Origin of the sequence: Streptomyces sp. cg35 (assembly GCF_050410835.1) — a bacterium.
In the GTDB taxonomy this organism is placed as follows: domain Bacteria; phylum Actinomycetota; class Actinomycetes; order Streptomycetales; family Streptomycetaceae; genus Streptomyces.
The window spans coordinates 7,988,777-8,005,289 of sequence record NZ_CP191268.1 but is presented as its reverse complement, the minus strand read 5'-3'; the positions used below and the strand labels follow the sequence as shown (position 1 = coordinate 8,005,289).

At 72.8% G+C, this 16,513-nt stretch carries 18 protein-coding genes; 11 read left to right on the top strand and 7 right to left on the bottom strand.

The genetic code is table 11. The annotated features are described in order from the left end of the window. The first annotated feature begins 222 nt into the window (after positions 1–222). Positions 223–537 (top strand): hypothetical protein, encoded by a 315-nt coding sequence (locus ACQUQD_RS36980; RefSeq protein WP_428956577.1) that lies wholly within the window; start codon positions 223–225, stop codon positions 535–537. Between the two features lie 203 nt (positions 538–740). Then, complete coding sequence (locus tag ACQUQD_RS36975) at positions 741–1,253, top strand: ATP-binding protein (RefSeq protein ID WP_428956576.1); 513 nt, start codon at positions 741–743, stop codon at positions 1,251–1,253. A 27-nt stretch (positions 1,254–1,280) separates the two neighbouring features. Here the strand turns inward: ACQUQD_RS36975 and ACQUQD_RS36970 are convergent, their stop codons facing one another. From ACQUQD_RS36970 to ACQUQD_RS36960, 3 genes are read right to left on the bottom strand one after another with little or no spacing between them, the layout of a single operon-like run. Beyond that, positions 1,281–3,842: an ABC transporter permease gene (locus tag ACQUQD_RS36970; protein ID WP_428956575.1), complete on the bottom strand. Its 2,562-nt coding sequence runs from the start codon at positions 3,840–3,842 to the stop codon at positions 1,281–1,283. After that, positions 3,839–4,609 (bottom strand): ABC transporter ATP-binding protein, encoded by a 771-nt coding sequence (locus tag ACQUQD_RS36965; RefSeq protein WP_428956574.1) that lies wholly within the window; start codon positions 4,607–4,609, stop codon positions 3,839–3,841. The genes ACQUQD_RS36970 and ACQUQD_RS36965 overlap by 4 nt, the downstream gene beginning before the upstream one ends. Then, entirely contained in the window at positions 4,606–4,911 is a 306-nt protein-coding gene (locus ACQUQD_RS36960) for an SHOCT domain-containing protein (RefSeq protein WP_428957745.1), read from the bottom strand. Before ACQUQD_RS36960 ends, ACQUQD_RS36965 begins: the two co-directional genes overlap by 4 nt. 180 nt (positions 4,912–5,091) lie before the next feature. Between ACQUQD_RS36960 and ACQUQD_RS36955 the strand changes: the two genes are divergently transcribed. The 5 genes from ACQUQD_RS36955 (at position 5,092) to ACQUQD_RS36935 (ending at position 8,046) form a co-directional block, all read left to right on the top strand. Beyond that, positions 5,092–5,688: a TetR/AcrR family transcriptional regulator gene (locus ACQUQD_RS36955; RefSeq protein WP_428956573.1), complete on the top strand. Its 597-nt coding sequence runs from the start codon at positions 5,092–5,094 to the stop codon at positions 5,686–5,688. Between the two features lie 10 nt (positions 5,689–5,698). Next, entirely contained in the window at positions 5,699–6,100 is a 402-nt protein-coding gene (locus tag ACQUQD_RS36950; RefSeq protein ID WP_428956572.1) for a (R)-mandelonitrile lyase, read from the top strand. Positions 6,101–6,114: 14 nt separating this feature from the next. Next, a complete protein-coding gene (locus ACQUQD_RS36945) occupies positions 6,115–6,699 on the top strand; it encodes a DUF4865 family protein (protein WP_428956571.1) in 585 nt (194 codons plus the stop codon). Beyond that, complete coding sequence (locus ACQUQD_RS36940) at positions 6,693–7,607, top strand: phosphotriesterase family protein (protein ID WP_428956570.1); 915 nt, start codon at positions 6,693–6,695, stop codon at positions 7,605–7,607. The genes ACQUQD_RS36945 and ACQUQD_RS36940 overlap by 7 nt, the downstream gene beginning before the upstream one ends. 148 nt (positions 7,608–7,755) lie before the next feature. Beyond that, positions 7,756–8,046, top strand: coding sequence for a hypothetical protein (locus ACQUQD_RS36935; protein ID WP_428956569.1), 291 nt, complete (start codon positions 7,756–7,758; stop codon positions 8,044–8,046). A 4-nt stretch (positions 8,047–8,050) separates the two neighbouring features. Here ACQUQD_RS36935 and ACQUQD_RS36930 read toward each other — a convergent pair whose 3' ends face one another. Further along, positions 8,051–9,160, bottom strand: coding sequence for an acetamidase/formamidase family protein (locus ACQUQD_RS36930; protein ID WP_428956568.1), 1,110 nt, complete (start codon positions 9,158–9,160; stop codon positions 8,051–8,053). Positions 9,161–9,306: 146 nt separating this feature from the next. Here ACQUQD_RS36930 and ACQUQD_RS36925 point away from each other — a divergent pair, with 146 nt between their 5' ends. From ACQUQD_RS36925 to ACQUQD_RS36910, 4 genes are all read left to right on the top strand, one after another. Next, complete coding sequence (locus ACQUQD_RS36925) at positions 9,307–10,557, top strand: amidohydrolase family protein (protein ID WP_428956567.1); 1,251 nt, start codon at positions 9,307–9,309, stop codon at positions 10,555–10,557. A gap of 49 nt (positions 10,558–10,606) precedes the next feature. Beyond that, complete coding sequence (locus ACQUQD_RS36920) at positions 10,607–11,179, top strand: DUF1097 domain-containing protein (protein ID WP_428956566.1); 573 nt, start codon at positions 10,607–10,609, stop codon at positions 11,177–11,179. A gap of 27 nt (positions 11,180–11,206) precedes the next feature. Next, entirely contained in the window at positions 11,207–11,803 is a 597-nt protein-coding gene (locus ACQUQD_RS36915; protein ID WP_428956565.1) for a TetR/AcrR family transcriptional regulator, read from the top strand. Between the two features lie 122 nt (positions 11,804–11,925). Further along, the gene (locus ACQUQD_RS36910) at positions 11,926–13,113 is read left to right on the top strand and encodes an MFS transporter (protein WP_428956564.1); all 1,188 of its coding nucleotides are present in this window, start codon (positions 11,926–11,928) and stop codon (positions 13,111–13,113) included. A 7-nt stretch (positions 13,114–13,120) separates the two neighbouring features. Here ACQUQD_RS36910 and ACQUQD_RS36905 read toward each other — a convergent pair whose 3' ends face one another. The 3 genes from ACQUQD_RS36905 to ACQUQD_RS36895 form a co-directional block, all read right to left on the bottom strand. Continuing rightward, on the bottom strand, positions 13,121–14,374 hold the full coding sequence (locus ACQUQD_RS36905) for an ROK family protein (protein ID WP_428956563.1): 1,254 nt from the start codon (positions 14,372–14,374) through the stop codon (positions 13,121–13,123). A gap of 80 nt (positions 14,375–14,454) precedes the next feature. After that, positions 14,455–15,099: an alpha-ketoglutarate-dependent dioxygenase AlkB family protein gene (locus tag ACQUQD_RS36900; RefSeq protein ID WP_428956562.1), complete on the bottom strand. Its 645-nt coding sequence runs from the start codon at positions 15,097–15,099 to the stop codon at positions 14,455–14,457. A gap of 23 nt (positions 15,100–15,122) precedes the next feature. Further along, complete coding sequence (locus tag ACQUQD_RS36895) at positions 15,123–16,466, bottom strand: MFS transporter (protein WP_428956561.1); 1,344 nt, start codon at positions 16,464–16,466, stop codon at positions 15,123–15,125. Positions 16,467–16,513: the final 47 nt, after the last annotated feature.

Below are 16,513 nucleotides of genomic sequence, written 5' to 3'. Positions count from 1 at the left end.
GGACGCCTCGATCATAGACACCTTCCACACGCTTCTCACCTGCATAAACACGCCTTTGAGCACCTCAAAGGCACGCCTGGCGCAGCTGGGGAACGCTCGGGCGAGGGGGCGCATATTCCGTTTGCGCCTACCGCTTCACACCGCGTCCACATGCACACTGGTGCTCCTGGCCCGGTGCGTGCAGACTGCACCGCACGAAGGCACTCAAGGGGGCGAAACAGCATGGCGGAGCCGGAGTTCACGGCGACGGGCGTGCGGATCGGGCGGCGGCTGCGCTCGCTGACCCGGGCCGGACAGATCCGGATCGCGGGTGGCAGGCTGGAACTGCTGACGAGTTACGGCAGCGAGATCGACAGCGCGCCGCTGCGTGAAGTCCGTGCGGGCAAGCCCTGGTTCGGCTCCGAGGACCGCGCCACGGCGGAGGTCGACGGCCGGCGCTATCTGCTGCGTCTCGGCGGCCAGAGCGGAGAGGCCGGGCCGCCCGCCGCCCGCCGGTTCATCGAGGCCGTCCGCAGCGCCGCGGCGCGCGCCACCTGACCCGGAGCAGCACCGGGAACAGCCGCCGAAGTTGCACGCCCGCATCCCCTGGGTCACGCTGGTCACACATCACTACTCAGGGTGCACCGGCGATGACGCTGCGAACCAGCCCGCCGGACACGTAGCGGGCGGTCCTGTCACAGCGTGGTCGCTCCGCTCGATGCGTTCTCGTCTTCCGGACCTCACTTCGGGGAGTCGCAGCCGTGATCAGCCAGCCGAGCAGGCATTGCGCGGTGGAGCTCCAAGCCCTGCCGTCGCGGATCGGACAGGTCCGCAGAATCGTATCGGCGCAGTTGCGTTACTGGCATCTCGATCCGTTGATCGACCTTGCCGCGCTCGGTGTCACCGAGCTGCTGACCAACGTCCACCGGCACGCCGAGCCGGACAAGATGTGCACCGTGGAGATCGAGCTGCTCCGTGAGCGGCTCACGGTCTCGGTCCTCGACCACGATCCACGCCTTCCCGTGGTGCGCGACGCGGAGCCGCTGTCGACCTGCGGCCGCGGTCTCGCCATGGTGGCCGCGGTCAGCGAGAGCTGGGGAGTGCGGCCGCACGGCGACGGCGGCAAGGTCGTCTGGTTCACGCTGCCCGCCCCGTCGCCCGCGGTGGCTCTGCCCCCGTATCCGGTGTACGGGTCCGCGGCCGCACTGTGTGCCGACGCTCCCGAGCGGCACGTATCGGGGCATGCTCCCGCCCGGTCGGCCGTCGCAGGCTGACCGGGCGGTGACGACCGCTCCCGTACGTCACTCGGTGGCGATGGCGCGCAGTACGTCCAGGCGTGCCGCCCTGCGGGCCGGTCGCAGTCCGGCAAGCGCGCCGGCCGCGAGCCCGACCAGGGCCACCACGACGAGCTGCGCCGGCGGCAGCGTGAACGCGAAGGCGCTGTCGCTCGCGCCGTCGGACGCCTCGACCAGGACCCAGCCGAGGAACCCGCCGAGGACGAGACCGCCGGCCGTGCCGAACGCGGCGACGAGGACGGACTCCCAGCGGACCATGGCGCGCAGTTGGCCGCGGGTCTGGCCGACGGCCCTGAGCAGGCCCAGTTCACGGGTACGTTCGTGCGCCGCGAGCGTGAGCGTGTTGGCGATGCCGAGCAGCGCGATGAGGACGGCCAGGGCGAGCAGCGCGTAGACGAGGGTCAGCATCATGTCGATGCCGCCCGCCGCGGACTGCGCGTACTCGTCGCGGGTCTGCACCTCCGGATTGCCGTACGCCGCGGCGACCTTCTCGACCGCGGCGGTGCCGTCGGCCTGGGTGACGCCGTCCTTGAACGTGACGGAGACCAGCGTGTCCGCGTCCTGGGTGCGGTGCGGCGCCCAGGCCTCGCGGGTGATGACGTAGTCGCCGGCGAGTTCCGAGCGGCCGTAGACGGCGCGGACCGTGAAGGGTTCCTTCGTCCCGTCGGTGAAGGCGAGCCGGACCGTGTCCCCGACCGTGAGGTGCTGCCGGTCGGCTTCGGTGCGGGTGAGGGCGATGCCGTCGGCGCCCAGGTCCTTCATGGAGCCCTGCACCGTACCGAGGTCGAAGGCCCGCTCCAGTGCGGCCGGGTCCGTGACGGTGAGGGCGCGGCCCTTGCCGTCGACGTCCGCGACGCCCCGGCCGAGCCCGACGGCCGTGGCGACTTCCGGCCGCTCGGCGACGGCGGGCGCGAGTCGCGGGCTGAGGCCGCTGCCGCCCGCGCCGAACGACGGGGTGGACACGGCGACGTCGCCCGCGAAGGACCGGTCGACCGTCTGGTTCATGGTCGTCTTCAGGGAGGCCCCGAAGACCGTGAACAGGCAGACCACGGCGACACCGATCATCAGGGCACTGGCGGTTGCCGCCGTCCGCTTCGGGCTGCGCAGGGCGTTGCGGCGGGCGAGGCCTCCGGTGACACCGCGCAGCCCGGCCACCGGGCTGCCGAGGACGCGTACGGCGGCGGTCGAGGCGACCGGGCCGAGCACGACGAACGAGACGAGGAGCAGAACGGCGCCGGTGCCGGCCGACGCGAGGGACGGCGAGGCCAGGACGCCGACCAGCGTGACGGCGACGGCGGCGAGACCGAGCGTGCCACCGAGGACGGCGCGGCGGCGGGAAGCACCCGAGGCGTCGACGGCGGTCTCCCGCAGGGCGGCGAGCGGTGCGGTGCGTCCCGCGCGCAGGGCGGGCAGCAGGGCCGAGCCCAGGCAGACGACGACGCCCACGGCCAACGGCAGCAGCATCGACAGGGCGCTGATCACCAGGTCGCCGTCGGGGAAGGGGAATCCGATGGCCGGGAACAGCGCCTGGAGTCCGGCCGCGATACCGATGCCGCCCGCGAGACCCGCGGCCGAGGCGAGGACGGCCACGGCGCCCGCCTCGACGAGCGTCGCCGCGGTGACCTGACGGCGGGCTGCGCCCAGGGCCCTCAACAGGGCGTTCTCGCGGGTGCGTTGGGCCACGACGATGGCGAAGGTGTTGTGGATCGAGAACGTCGCGACGAGCAGCGCGACGCCGGAGAAGACGAGCAGGAACGTGGTGAACAGGCTCAGGAACTGGCCGGAGATCATGTCGGTGTTCTCCTGCGCCGACTCCGCGCCGGTGAGGGCCTCGACTCCCCCGGGAAGACGAGCCGCCAGGGTGTCGACGAGCTGCCGCTGGCTCACGCCGGGAGCCGCGCGGACCTGGATCGTCGCGGCCTCCCCCGGCTTCGCCGTGAGGTACTTCTCGGCGTCGGCTTGGGTCAGGCCGGTGAAGGTGACCTGGGCCATGCCGTCCTCGCCGCCGAACGTGGCCAGGCCGACGATGGTCACCTGCACCGGCTCCGGGGTGCGCAGCGTCGTCGTGTCGCCGATCTTCAGGTGCCCCTGCTGCGCGGCGCCGCGGTTGACGACGGCCTCTCCGGACCTCTGCGGGGTGCGGCCTTCGGCGAGCCGGTACGCGTTGAGCTCCGGGTCGTCGATCCAGTTGCCGGCGAGGGTGGGCGGGCCCTGGCCGCCGATGGGTGAGCCGTCGGCCGCCAGGAGCTGGCCCGCGCCCTGGATGTTCGGTGCCGCGGCGGCGACCGCGGGCTCCTCGGCGAGGTCGTCCGCGAGTGAGGCGTCGACGGGGCGGCGGGTGCCCTGGCTCTCGCCGGGCGTGGTGATGACGCTCGTACTGCGTACGACGGCGTCGGTACCGCTGCTGGCGCCCGCGAACATGGAGTCGAAGCTCGCGCGGAGCGTGTCGCCCATGACGAGGGTGCCCGCGAGGAACGCGACGCCGAGCAGCACGGCGGTGAACGTACCGGCGAAGCGCCGTTTGTGGGCGGTCAGGGACTTCAGGCTGAGACGCACGGCTGCGTTCATGACGGACCTGCCGCTCGGGACGCGGTGCTGTCGAAGGCCTTCATGCGGTCGAGGACCTTCTCGGCGGTGGGGTGCTCCATGCGGTCGACGAGGCGGCCGTCGGCGAGGAAGACGACTTCGTCGGCGTGGGCGGCGGCGACCGGGTCGTGAGTGACCATGACGACGGTGCGGGCCGTCTGCCGCACGGTGCGGCCGAGCAGCCCGAGGACCTCCTCGCCGGAGCGGGAGTCGAGGTTGCCGGTGGGTTCGTCGGCGAAGACGACATCGGGCCGGCCCGCGAACGCCCGTGCCACGGCGACGCGTTGCTGCTGCCCGCCGGAGAGTTCGGCGGGCCGGTGGTGCAGGCGGTCGCGCAGGCCGACGGCGTCGATGAGCGTGTCGAGCCAGTCGGCGTCGGGGCGGGCACCGGCGAGGTCCGTCGGCAGCGTGATGTTCTCCGCGACGGTCAGCGTCGGCACGAGGTTGAAGGCCTGGAAGACGAAGCCGACGCGGTCGCGGCGCAGCAGGGTCAGTCGCCGGTCGTCCAGCGCGCTCAGGTCGGTGTCCCCGATGTGGGCGGAGCCCTCGGTGAGGGTGTCGAGCCCGGCCGCGCAGTGCATCAGCGTGGACTTGCCGGAGCCGGAGGGGCCCATGATGGCGGTGAACCGTCCGGCGCGGAAACCGACGCTCACGCCGTCGAGGGCACGGACGGCGGTGTCGCCGCGGCCGTACACCTTGACGGCGTGCTCGACGCGCGCCGCGGTGCGGGTGAGCGTCGCGGTGGTCATGCCACACCGCCCTTGGCGGGCCTGCCGCCGGTGGCGTAGTGCCCGAACTCCTCGTTCAGGACGGTCAGCCGGCGCCAGTACTCGTCCTCGTCGATCTCACCGGCGGCGAAGCGGCGGCCGAGCACGGCGATCGGCGAGTGCTCGTCGACGCGCGGCCCGGGCCGCCAGGGTCCGCGCCCGCCGCGCCGGACGGTGCGCCGCAGCAGCGTGACGCCGCCGACCACGACGGCCGCCCAGATCAGCGGGAAGAGAAGGATCCACGGGCCGGGGCCGTCGCCGCCGAAGTGCGCGAGGGTCTGCATCTTACTCATCTCCCAGGTCTGCCGGAGGGGGTTCCACCTGTTGTGGGTGATGAGTCGAGCGTCGCGCCGGCCGGGGGTCGACGTCGTCGTACGGCCAGCGGCACCCCGCGTACCACCGCGGGAGTACGAGGAGGGGTGCGGCCCTGCTCCCGGCCCCTCTTGCCTTCTGTAACTACTAGTATGTACGGTGAGCTCATGAGCACTCAGGAGCGACTGATCGAGACGACCCGCGAGCTCCTGTGGGAGCGCGGTTACGTCGGCACCAGCCCGAAGGCGATCCTGCAGCGCGCGGGCGTCGGCCAGGGCAGCATGTACCACCACTTCACCGGCAAGCAGGATCTGGCACTGGCCGCGATCCGGCGCACCGGCGAGGAGATGCGGGCCGTGGTCGACCGGCTGCTCGGCACCGGCGGGTCGGCGTACGAGCGGGTCGAGGCGTATCTGCTGCGCGAGCGTGACGTCATGCGGGGCTGCCCGGTCGGCCGTCTGACGATGGACCCGGACGTGATCGCCAGCGAGGAGCTGCGCGCGCCCGTCGACGAGACCATCGCCCACGTCAGGACCCGGCTCGCCGAGGTGGTCCAAGAGGGCGTCGACAGCGGCGAGTTCGCCCCGCACCTCGTGCCGCACGACATCGCGTCGGCGATCGTGGCGACCGTGCAGGGCGGTTACGTCCTGGCCCGCGCCTCGGGCGACACGGGCACCTTCGACGCCGGTGCGCGCGGCCTGCTCGCGCTCCTCGCCCCCTCCCCCGCCTCCGCCCCTTCGACCGACTGAGGACACGAACGTGCAGATCACGCGCACCCGCCCCGACACCCGGCAGGGCCCGGCCGAGAACTTCACCGGCGCGGTCTGGCTCGACGAGGTCGCGGCGCCCGAACTCCCCTCCCGGCTGCGGATGTTCAACGTCCACTTCGCCCCGGGCGCGCACACGGCGTGGCACACCCATCCGCACGGCCAGGTCCTGCACGTCCTGGAGGGCGAGGGCCGGGTGCAGCGCGAGGGCGGCGACGTCGAGGTGATCCGGGCCGGCGACACCGTCTGGATCGAGCCGGACGAGTGGCACTGGCACGGCGCGGGACCACGGACCTTCATGACGCACCTGGCGGCCGTCGAGGCGGCGCCGGACGGGACCACCACCTGCTGGGGCGAACACGTCGGCGACGACGAGGCCTACCCGGCGCGCTGAGGAAGGGCACGACGATGCACGCGATGCAGTACGAAGTGACGTTCCCGGCCGACTACGACATGGGGATCATCCGGGAGCGGGTGGCGACGCGGCACGCCTTCACGGACACGTTCGCGGGGCTCGGCGTCAAGGCGTACCTGATGCGCGAGAAGGGCGTCGACAGCTCTCCGGTGAACGCGTACGCGCCGCTGTACCTGTGGCGCACACCGGAGGGGATGAACACGTTCCTGTGGGGCCCCGCCTTCCAGGGCCTGGTGGCCGACTTCGGCCGGCCCGTGGTCCAGCACTGGGCGGGCGTCGCGTACGAGGAGGGTGCCACGGCCACGGGGGCCGCGCGGACCGCGGTGCGACGGCGCATGCCGGTGGAGGCGGGTGCCGAACTCCCCGAGCTGACGGCGGAGTCCGTACAGGAGGTGGCTCGACTCGCCTCGACGGACGGGGTGTTGTTCGCTGCGGCCGCTGTCGACCCGCGCACCTGGGAGCTGTTGACCTTCTCCGTCTGGGACGACACCCCGCCCAAGACGCCCGGGGACATCTATCAGGTACTGCACGTGTCGCAGCCCGAACGGGAGCGACTGCAACGAGGGAGGCAGTGGTGAACGAGGTCGTCCGCACGGTCCAAGGCGACATACGTCCACGTGAGTTGGGTGTCGTGGACGCTCATGACCACCTCTTCTTCCGCAGCCCGCTGCTGCCGGGCCAGGAGCTGGACGACGTCGGCCTCGCCCAGCGGGAACTGGAGGCGTTCGCGGCCGTCGGCGGCGGCACCGTCGTGCAGTGGACGCCGTACGGGCTCGGGCGGCGGGCCGAGGAGCTGCCCGCGCTCGCGGCGGCGACCGGGGTACGGATCGTGGCCGCGACCGGCATGCATCAAGCGGCGCACTACGCACCGCAGTTGCTGGCGGATCGCGCCGAGGATCTCGCCGAGGTGTTCGTGCGCGACCTCACCGAAGGCATCGCGGGCAGCGGTGTCCGAGCGGGTCTGATCAAGGTCGCCGGCGGGTTCCACGCGCTGGACGCGCATGCGCGATGGACGATGCGGGCCGCCGCCGAGGCGCACCACGCGACCGGGGCGCCGATCGCCGTGCACCATGAGCTGGGCACGGGCGCGCTCGATGTACTGGACCTGTTGTGCGGGGAGTTGGAGGTGCCGGCGCGCCGGGTGATCCTCGGGCACCTGAATCGCTCGCCCGACTTCGTGACGCAGCGGGAGGCCGCACGCTCGGGGGCGTACCTCGCCTTCGACGGGCCCTCCCGGGCGAACCACGCGACGGACTGGCGGATGCCGGACGCGATGGCCGCGCTCGCCGGGGCCGGGTTCACGGACCGGCTGCTGCTCGGCGGCGACACGACGACGGCCGGGGCGCGGTCGGTGAGCGGCGGGCCCGGTATGCCGTATCTGCTGCGCCGGGTGCGGCCACGGCTGGAGGAGGCCCTGGGCAAGGAGGCGGTGACGCGGGTGTTCGTGGACAATCCCGCCGAGGCGTTCGCGGTGGAGTGGGCCTGACGGCATCCTGGTGGATGAAGGTCCGGGCGAGCGTCCGGGCGGGTGCCCGGGCGGGCGAGAAGGGTACGGCGTGCTCTCAGGTGTGCTGGTCGCTGAAAGCCTGCGTAAAGAAACCGAGTTGAGTGGTATACCACTGACTCTCGTCCGGGTGCGTCGGGTGACCGGCGTCGGCGCCGGTCACGGGCAGCCCGCCGACTGGACGCTGCTCGATTTCGAGGCCGAGGAGCGGCACGGCCCGGCGCTGGCCGGCGCCCTCTCGGAGTGCCTGTCGCCGGACGGCGGCTGGTACGCGGACTTCCACAGCGACACCGAGGTGTACGTCGTCCTGGCCGGCCAGGTGTGCCGCTACCGGCGCGGCGACACGGCCGGACGCGAGCGGGCCCGCGCCCAGGCCCGCCGCTCGGGTGTCCCGGAATCGCAACTCGACTGGTCCGAGTAGGGGTTCAGCCGATCCGGCGGATCCGGAGCGGCTCCAGGTCCGCCTTGCGCAGCCGCCCGTGGACGCCCTTGACGATGTCGACGACCTGCGACACGTGGAAGTCGCCCGCCGCGCTGAGATAGGCCAGGGCCACCGGGCCCGGGATGCCGCAGTGGTGGTCGAGGAAGGCGAGGGCGTCACGGACCGCGTGCCGCATGGCCTCGTCGAGGTCGCGGTCGAGGCCGATGACGAGGTGCTCGTCGGCGGTCTCGGCGTACGGGGCGCGCAGTGCGGCCGACAGTGCGCGGGACGCCGGGTCGCGGTGCAGGGTCAGGCGGAGCGTCGCGCGCAGCGGCGCCTCGAACGCGGTGAGCGCGACCTCGCCGTCGCCCTGGCCGAAGTGCGGGTCGCCCGCGTAGAAGAGCGCGTCGGGCACCTGCACCGGCAGGTACAGGCGGGCGCCCGTGCCCAGCAGCCGGATGTCGAGATTGCCTCCGTGGCGGCCGGGCGGCACCGAGTGCACCGGCTCCGTGGTGTCCGGCGCGACGCCCATGATGCCGAGGAACGGGCGGAGCGGGAAGGCGAGTTCGCGGCCGTCGCCGACCGGCAGGCGGCCGGTTCCGTCGGCGCCGACGGTCGCGACGAGGCTGACCGGCGGGACCGGCGCTCCGTCCGGATGGCCTGCCGGGGGCTGCGGGTACTCCCCCGGCAGGGCGCCCTTGGCGTGCCGGTTGCTGATGACGCCGTAGGGCGCGCGGCGGCGCAGGGTGAGGACCTCGACCTCCAGGACGTCGCCGGGGCGGGCCCCGCGGACGGCGATCGGGCCGGTGACGACGTGCGGGCCGTGGACCTGGGGGTCGTGCGGGCGGGAGCCCGCCGCCAGGTCGACGGCGTCGCGGAGCAGCGCGTCACCAGGGATGCCGGACGCGGCGAAGAACGTCGCCGGGTCCCGGCCCTGGTCGCCGAGGATGCCTTCGTGGCTGATCGTGTCGAGGGTGACGCGTGCTCCCGGGTCCACGGTGAGCCGGGGCTTGCTCGCCGCGTTCGGCAAGAGCCCCCAGTGCACGGCGTCGGCCTCGGCGGGCAGATAGTGGTCGCCGTCCACGGGGCCCTGTCCCGGCTGCAGAGTGATCATGGCAGCCGACGGTCGCACAGCCGGGTTTCCCGCTCGTTACATCCGGTGGATCGCGCCGCGCCGTACGGGACTTCGGCCGAAACATGTCGTCCGTATACAGGATTCTGTCCACGCGCCGCGACGCTCCGAGAGGACCGAAGCCACCGATGACAGACCTCATGCTGCGCAACACCCGCCCCGAGCGGTCGCCCGACCCGGTGGACATCGCCGTCACCGACGGGATCGTCACCGGCCTGGCCGCGCACCTGCCCGGCACCGCCCGCGAGGAGATCGACTGCGCGGGCCGGGTGGTGCTGCCCGGGCTCATCGAATCCCATCTCCACCTGGACAAGGCCCTGCTGGACGATCTGCGGCCGAATCCGGACGGCAGTCTGGACGGGGCGATCTCCGTCACCGGCGAACTGAAGAAGGGCTTCACGTACGCCGATGTGCGCGACCGCGCGAGCAGGGTGATCGAGTGGGCCGTCACGCACGGCACGACCCTGATCCGCGCCCACCCCGACGTCGACCCGATCGTGGGCCTGCTCGGCGTCGACGTACTGCTCGAACTGCGGGAGAAGTACCGGGCGTTGGTCGATCTGCAGATCGTCGCGTTCCCGCAGGAGGGCATTCTGCGGGCGCCCGGCACCCTCGATCTGCTGCGTGAGGCGATGCGGCGGGGCGCCGACGTGGTCGGGGGCTGCGCCTACAACGAGGCCAACGCGGACGACTGCCGACGCCATGTGGACCAGGTGTTCGACCTCGCCGCCGAGTTCGACGCCCCCGTCGACATCCACGCCGACTTCGCCGACGACGCGAGCGACCCGCGCCAGGCCATGGCCGCGTACATCGCCCGGGCGACGGTGCGCGCCGGCTGGTCGGGCCGCGTGACGCTCGGCCACATGACGGCCCTGGGCGGGCTCCCGAAGGACGAACGGGAGCCCCTGATGAAGGAGTTGGCCGCCTCGGGGGTCGCCGTCGTACCGCTTCCCGCGACGGACCTGCACCTGGGCGGACGGCGCGACGAGTACGCGGTGCGCCGGGGCGTGGCGCCGGTCCGCGAGCTGTGGGAGCACGGCCTCACCACGGCGTACTCGTCGAACAACATCCGCAACGCGTTCACCCCCTACGGCACCGCGGACCTTCTGGAGGTCGGCCTGCTGCTCGCCCAGACCGGGCACCTGTCGGGCTCCGACGATCTGGCGCGGGTGGTCCACATGGCGACGCACGGCGCGGCCCGCGTGGTGGGGATCGCCGACCGGTACGGCCTGCGGCCCGGCGCCGCCGCCGACCTCGTCGTGCTCGACACCGAACGGTTCGACGACGTCCTCCTGGAGCGCCCGGCCCGTGCGTACGTGGTGAAGGCCGGCCGCGTGGTCGCCCGCACCCGGTCCACCACCGAGCTGCTGCCCGCCTGATCGCCCCGCCCCCCTCCTCACCGCCGCCTGCCACAGGAGTTGATCCGTCATGTCCGCGCAGCCCGAACTCCGCGAACGGATTCCGCACGAGATCGTCGCGTCCGTCCTCGCCGCGACCACCGCCTTCATCGGCGGCACCGCGCTCCATCTGCCGCCCTGGGCGATCTTCATCGGCTGGGCCGCGACCTTCCTGCTGGGCGGCCCGAGCACGGCGAACGCGAAGCGGCTGTGGTGCGCGATGCCCGCCGGGTCGACGTTCGCCCTGGCCATCGTGCTGGTGGAACAGCACGCCGGGGACACCTTCGGCACCGGCCAGTTCGCCCGCAACGCCTTCCAGGCACTGGTCATCCTCGTCATCAACTCGGCCCTCATGTACGCGGGGCGACTGAATCTCCTCTCCCTGATCCCGGGCATGTTCCTCGGCTTCGCCTCGTACTTCGCGACGTTCTTCGGCGGCTTCGGCTTCGACGCGGGCAACGCGTGGGCGGCCTGGGTGTGCGTGGTCGCGATGAACGCGCTGGGCCCGGTGTACGCCTGGCTGTCGACGAAGCTGACGTTTCCGGCGCGGCGGGCGGCGGTCCGGGAGGCTCCGGCCGCGGAGCCGGCCGAGGTATTGCACTGAGCGTTCCAAAACCGGTACGGTTCCCCCATGGCCCGACCGAGGACGTTCGACGAGGAGCGGGCCCTGGACGCCGCGATGCACGCCTTCTGGGAGCACGGCTACGAGGCCACCTCCACGCAGGAGCTGTGCGCCGCCACCGGCCTGGGCCGCAGCAGCATCTACAACACGTTCGCCAGTAAGCACGAGCTCTTCACGCGCTCACTGACCCGCTACATGGAGAACATGACCGCGGTCCAGGTGGCCGTCCTGGAGAACGTGGAGCGGGCGCCGCTCGACCGCATCCACGACCTGTTCGCGCTGATCGTCGACACCGAGATCGAAAACCGCAGGGACGGGCGCAGCCCCGGCTGCCTCACGGTGAACACGACCGTGGAGCTCGCCGGACGCGACCCGGACACGGACCGGCTCCTGGAGCGGGACCTGGCCGTCCGGCTCGCCACCATGGAGGGGGCGATCGCGGCCGGGCAGCGGGACGGCACCATCACGTCCCGGCGCTCCTCCGGCGAGCTCGCCCACTTCCTCAACGCCGTGATCGGCGGGATGCGCGTCTCCGGTCAGGGCGGCGCCGACCGCGCCGCCCTGGAGTCCACGGCGCGGATCGCCCTGGACGCCCTCACGCACTGACCCCCACACAGCCCCCGCACACCACCGGCCACCGGGCGTCGCCACATGACGCCCTGCCCGAATCAGCCATGCCCACATTTTGTACTGACCTATCCAAAACTAGGTTCTCCGGAGGAGCACCCATGCCCCGTGCCGTCTATGCCCTGGCATTCGGCATCTTCGCGATGGTGACCAGTGAGTTCGTCGTCGCGGGCCTGATGCCGCAGATGGCGGACGGTCTCGACGCGACCATCCCGCAGATCGGCTATCTCATCACCGCGTTCGCCGCGGCGATGGCCTTCGGCGGCCCGTTCCTCACCGTGGCCCTGCTCAAAGTCCCGCAGAAGCGGGCCCTGCTGATCCTGTTCACCGTCTTCCTCGCCGGCAATGTACTGGCCGCGACCGCGACGACCTACCCCGTGATGCTGGCCGCGCGCGTCGTGACCGGTGTCGCCTCGCAGGCCTTCTTCGGAGTGGCCCTCGCCCTGTGCGCGCAGCTGACCCGCCCCGAGGTCCGGGGCCGCGCCGTGTCCGTGGCGCTCAACGGGCTGATGCTGGGCACGCTGCTCGGGCTGCCCCTGGCCACGTACGTCGGCGAACGGCTCGGCTGGCGGGCCGCGTTCTGGGGCGTCTCGGCGCTGGCGCTGCTCGCCGCGGCGGCGACGCTGATCGGCGTGCCCGACCTGCCGGGCGCCGACGGTTCGGGACAACTCCGCGCCGAGTTCGGGGTGTTCAGATCGGCGCGGCTGTGGCTGACGCTGTCCACCAGCACCTTGGTGATCGGCGCGACGTTCGCCGCGTTCAGCTACCTCAACCCGATCCTCACCGGCATCTCCGGCTTCGGCGCGGGTACCGTGCCGCTGCTGCTCGTGGCGTACGGGGCGGCGACCGTGGTCGGCAACATGGTCGTCGGGCGGTTCGCGGACCGGCACACGCTGACCGTGCTGCTCGTCGGTCTTGCCCTCAACTCTCTTTTCCTGCTGGCCTTCGCGCTGTTCGCCCAGCTGAGTGCCGCGGCCGTGCTGTGCATGCTGGGCATCGGGCTGGTGGGCGTCACCATGAATCCGGCGATGGTGGTGCGGGTGCAGCGCAGGGCCAACGCGGGCGCCCTGGTGAACTCCGTGCACGCCTCGTTCATCACGCTCGGCATCGTCGTGGCGACCTCGGTCGGCGGTGTGGCCATCGACGCGTACGGGCTGCGGGCGCCGCTCTGGCTCGGCCTGGCGCTCGCCCTCGTCGGGATCGCCTCCCTGGTCCCGGATCTGACGGAGCGGAAGAAGCGCGCCGTCACCGTCCCGCAGGAGCCGGAGCCGGTCACCGCGCGCGTCTGATCGCGGGTCACCGGGCGAGCGCGCCCAAGGGGTCGTCGAGCACCGGCTGCCAGGCCAGCTCGGCGGCCCCGACCAGGCTGTTGTGGTCGAGCGTGCACGCCAGGATGGGGACGCCGCCGCTGCGTCCCCACAGGCTGCGGTCGGCCACCACCGCGCGCAGCCGCTCCGGGTCGGCGTCCAGCAGGGTGCGGTGCAGTCCGCCGAGGATGATGCGGTCGGGGTTGAGGATGTTGACCAGGCCCGCGAGGCCGAGCCCGAGCCGGTCGACGAGCGTCTCGACGGCCGTACGGACACCGAGGTCGTCCGGGGCGTCGCGCACCAGCCCGCGGGCCTGCTCCAGGAGCGAGCCGTCGGGGTCCGGGGTGCGGCCCGCCGCGGTGAGGAAGGCCAGCGGGTCGGCCTCCACGTCCAGGCAGCCGCGGCTGCCGCAGTGACAGGGCCGGCCCTCGGGATTCACGGTGAGGTGCCCGACCTCCAGGGCGAGCCCCGAACTGCCCGTGTGCAGACGGCCGTCGAGAACCAGGGCGCCGCCGACGCCGCGATGCCCGGTGGCCACGCACAGCAGGTCGCGGGCGCCGCGCCCCGCGCCGTGCCGGTGCTCGGCGAGCGCGGCGAGGTTCACGTCGTTCGCGGCGAACGCCGGGGTGCCCAGGGCGGCCTCGCGGACGCAGTCGGCGAAGATCTGGCGCACCCGGGATCCGGCGGGCCAGGCCAGGTGCAGCGGGTTGAGGGCGGTGCCCTCGGGCTCCGCGACGGCGGACGGCACGGCGAGCCCGGCGCCGACACAGCGCCGCCCGGTGGTCTCCAGCAGCCGGACGCCCGCCTCCACGACGGAGCGCAGCACGTCCGCCGGGTCGGGGTCGATGATCTCGCACCCGGGGGTGGTGGCGACGATCCGGCCGCCGAGTCCGACGAGGGCCGCGCGGTAGCCGTCGGCGTGCACCTGCGCGGCCAGGGCCACCGGTCCGTCCTCGGCGACGGACAGGCGGTGCGAGGGCCGGCCCTGCGAACCGGCCGCCGCGCTCGGCCGGGCGTCGATCCGGATCAGCCCGAGCGCCTCGAGCTCGGCCGCGACGGCGCCGGCCGTGGCCCGGGTCACGCCGAGTTCGGCGGTGAGGACGGCGCGGGTCGGCGCCCGCCCGGTGTGGACGAGTTCGAGCGCCGGACCGAGCGCGCTGCGGCCCCGCTCCAGGCGCGGTGGCCGCGCGGCACCGTCGCCCGCCGTGTGGCTCCCGTTCCCGGAGGCCGCCCTGCCGCCCATCAGCAACTCCTCGCCGTGATCACGGTCAGGAATGGTATCCGGTGAACGCCGCGCGCCCGGCCGGTGAGCGCCGCCACCGGTCACAGACCGCTGACCCGCAGGGTGATGTTGAGCCGCCCCTCGAGGCCCAGGTCCGGCGGGGCGGTCCCGCGCAGGGTCCGCGGCACCCCATGGAACGCGAACCGGGACGGCCCGCCGAACACGAAAAGGTCCCCGCTGTGCAGCTCGACGTCCGTGTAGGGCTTGGTCCGGGTCTCGGTGTTCCCGAACCGGAAGACGCAGGTGTCGCCGAGGCTGAGCGACACCACGGGCGCCGCCGATCGCTCGTCCCGGTCCTTGTGCAGGCCCATGTGGGCGCCGGCGTCGTAGTAGTTGATCAGCGCGATGTCGTACGTGTCCTGCGGCGCCCCGTCCCCGTACGCGGCGCTCACCGCCTGCCGGCCGAGCGCGGCCAGTTCCGGCGGCATCCCCTTCACCGGCTGTCCGTCCCCGTCGACGGCGGTCCGCGCGTACCCGTACGGGAACCAGTGCCAGCCGAGTCCGAACTGCCGCACCGTCATGTGCCCGCCCCCGGGCAGCCGCACCTCGCGCAGCCCCGCGGGCGGCCGCGCCCAGGTCCGGCACGACGCGACCAGCGCGCGCTGGCGGGCGGGGTCGAGCCAGTCCGGGACGTGGACGGCACCGGGGGCGACCTCCGCCCGCTCACGTGGGAACAGTCCGCTCATGCCCCCATCCTGCGCCCTGCGCGTCAGCCGTGCACCGCGCCCTCGCGCCGCTGGTCCAACGCGCGTTGGACGCGGCCGACATCCTTGGCGTACGTGCGGTACAGCGCGGTCAGGAGGAGGCCGTTGGCCGTCATGAGGACGACGAGGACCCACAGGAACACCGGCTGCAGTCCGAAGCGGTCACCGAGGAACCCGGCGCCGAGGCCGAACGCCGCCCATGCGATCGCCTCGAAGACGTTGATGTAGATCGCGAAGGCGGCCGCGCGGAGTTCCGGCAGCACGACGGCCATCACCATGGGCCGGTTCACCGGCGGGTTCACGCCCTGCGCGAGGCCCATCAGACCGAAGAACAGGGCGTACGGGCCGATCGATCCGTAGTCGAGCTGCGTGCCGAGGAACGCGAAGAGCGCGAAGGCGAACTGGGCGCCTTGCAGGACCGCGGTCAGTCCGCGGCGGGGGCTGCGGCGCACCGCGCGGTCGGCCGCCCAGCCGCCGAGGACGGTGCCAGCGAAATAGCCGATGCCCTGGGGCAGCAGGACCACGGCCGCCGTCTGGGTGCGGAACCCGTACACGTCGACGAGGTACACGATGCCGAACGTGGTGATCAGCAGGTGCCCGGACATCAGACGGGAGACGAGCAGCAGGGCGAAGCTGGGAATCCGCAGCAGGGCCGCGGCACGCCTCCAGGTGAGCCGCGGGTGGGCGCGTGCGTCGGCGTCGAGGCCGGCGAGCTGGGTCTCGGCCGCGCCGTGTGCCGGTTCGCGCAGCCATCGCCACAGGGCGAGACCGAGCAGCACGTTGAAGGCACCGATGCCCCACAGGCCCCAGCGCCAGCCGTCGTCGACGCGGGCGAGCTGCCCGGTGAGCGGGGCGATCACCGCCGCGGCCAGGGCCACGGCCCCGTACACGAAGCCGACGGCGCGCCCGCGCGTGGCACCGCCGAACAGGTCGCCGATGATCTCGTTGATGAGCGGATGGGCGGCGGCGTACCCGGCGGCGAGGATCGTGTACAGGACGAGGAGCTGGCCGAAGTTCTGTGCGAAGCCCGCGGCGATGCCCCAGACACCCCACAGTCCGGTGGCGACGACGAGCACGGACTTGCGGGAGTACCGCTGTGCCGCCATCACCCACAACGGTCCGGCGACCACGCCGACGACCTTGCTCGCGGCGGTGAGGGTGCCCAGTGCGCCCAGCGAGACGCCGAGCGACTGGCGGATCAGCGGGAACAGACCGCTGACCAGGCTGGCCTCGGTGCTGTCGACGAGCAGGGTGCCGCCGAGCAGCGACAGCTGCCGCCGGCGCCCGGGCGCTTCTGCTCCCGGGGACTCCTTCGTCGTGCGGGCGGGACCCTCGATAAGCTCGGGCATCGCGCCACCTCTTTTCTGCGTGTGAGACGTCGGGGACGGGGACGGTG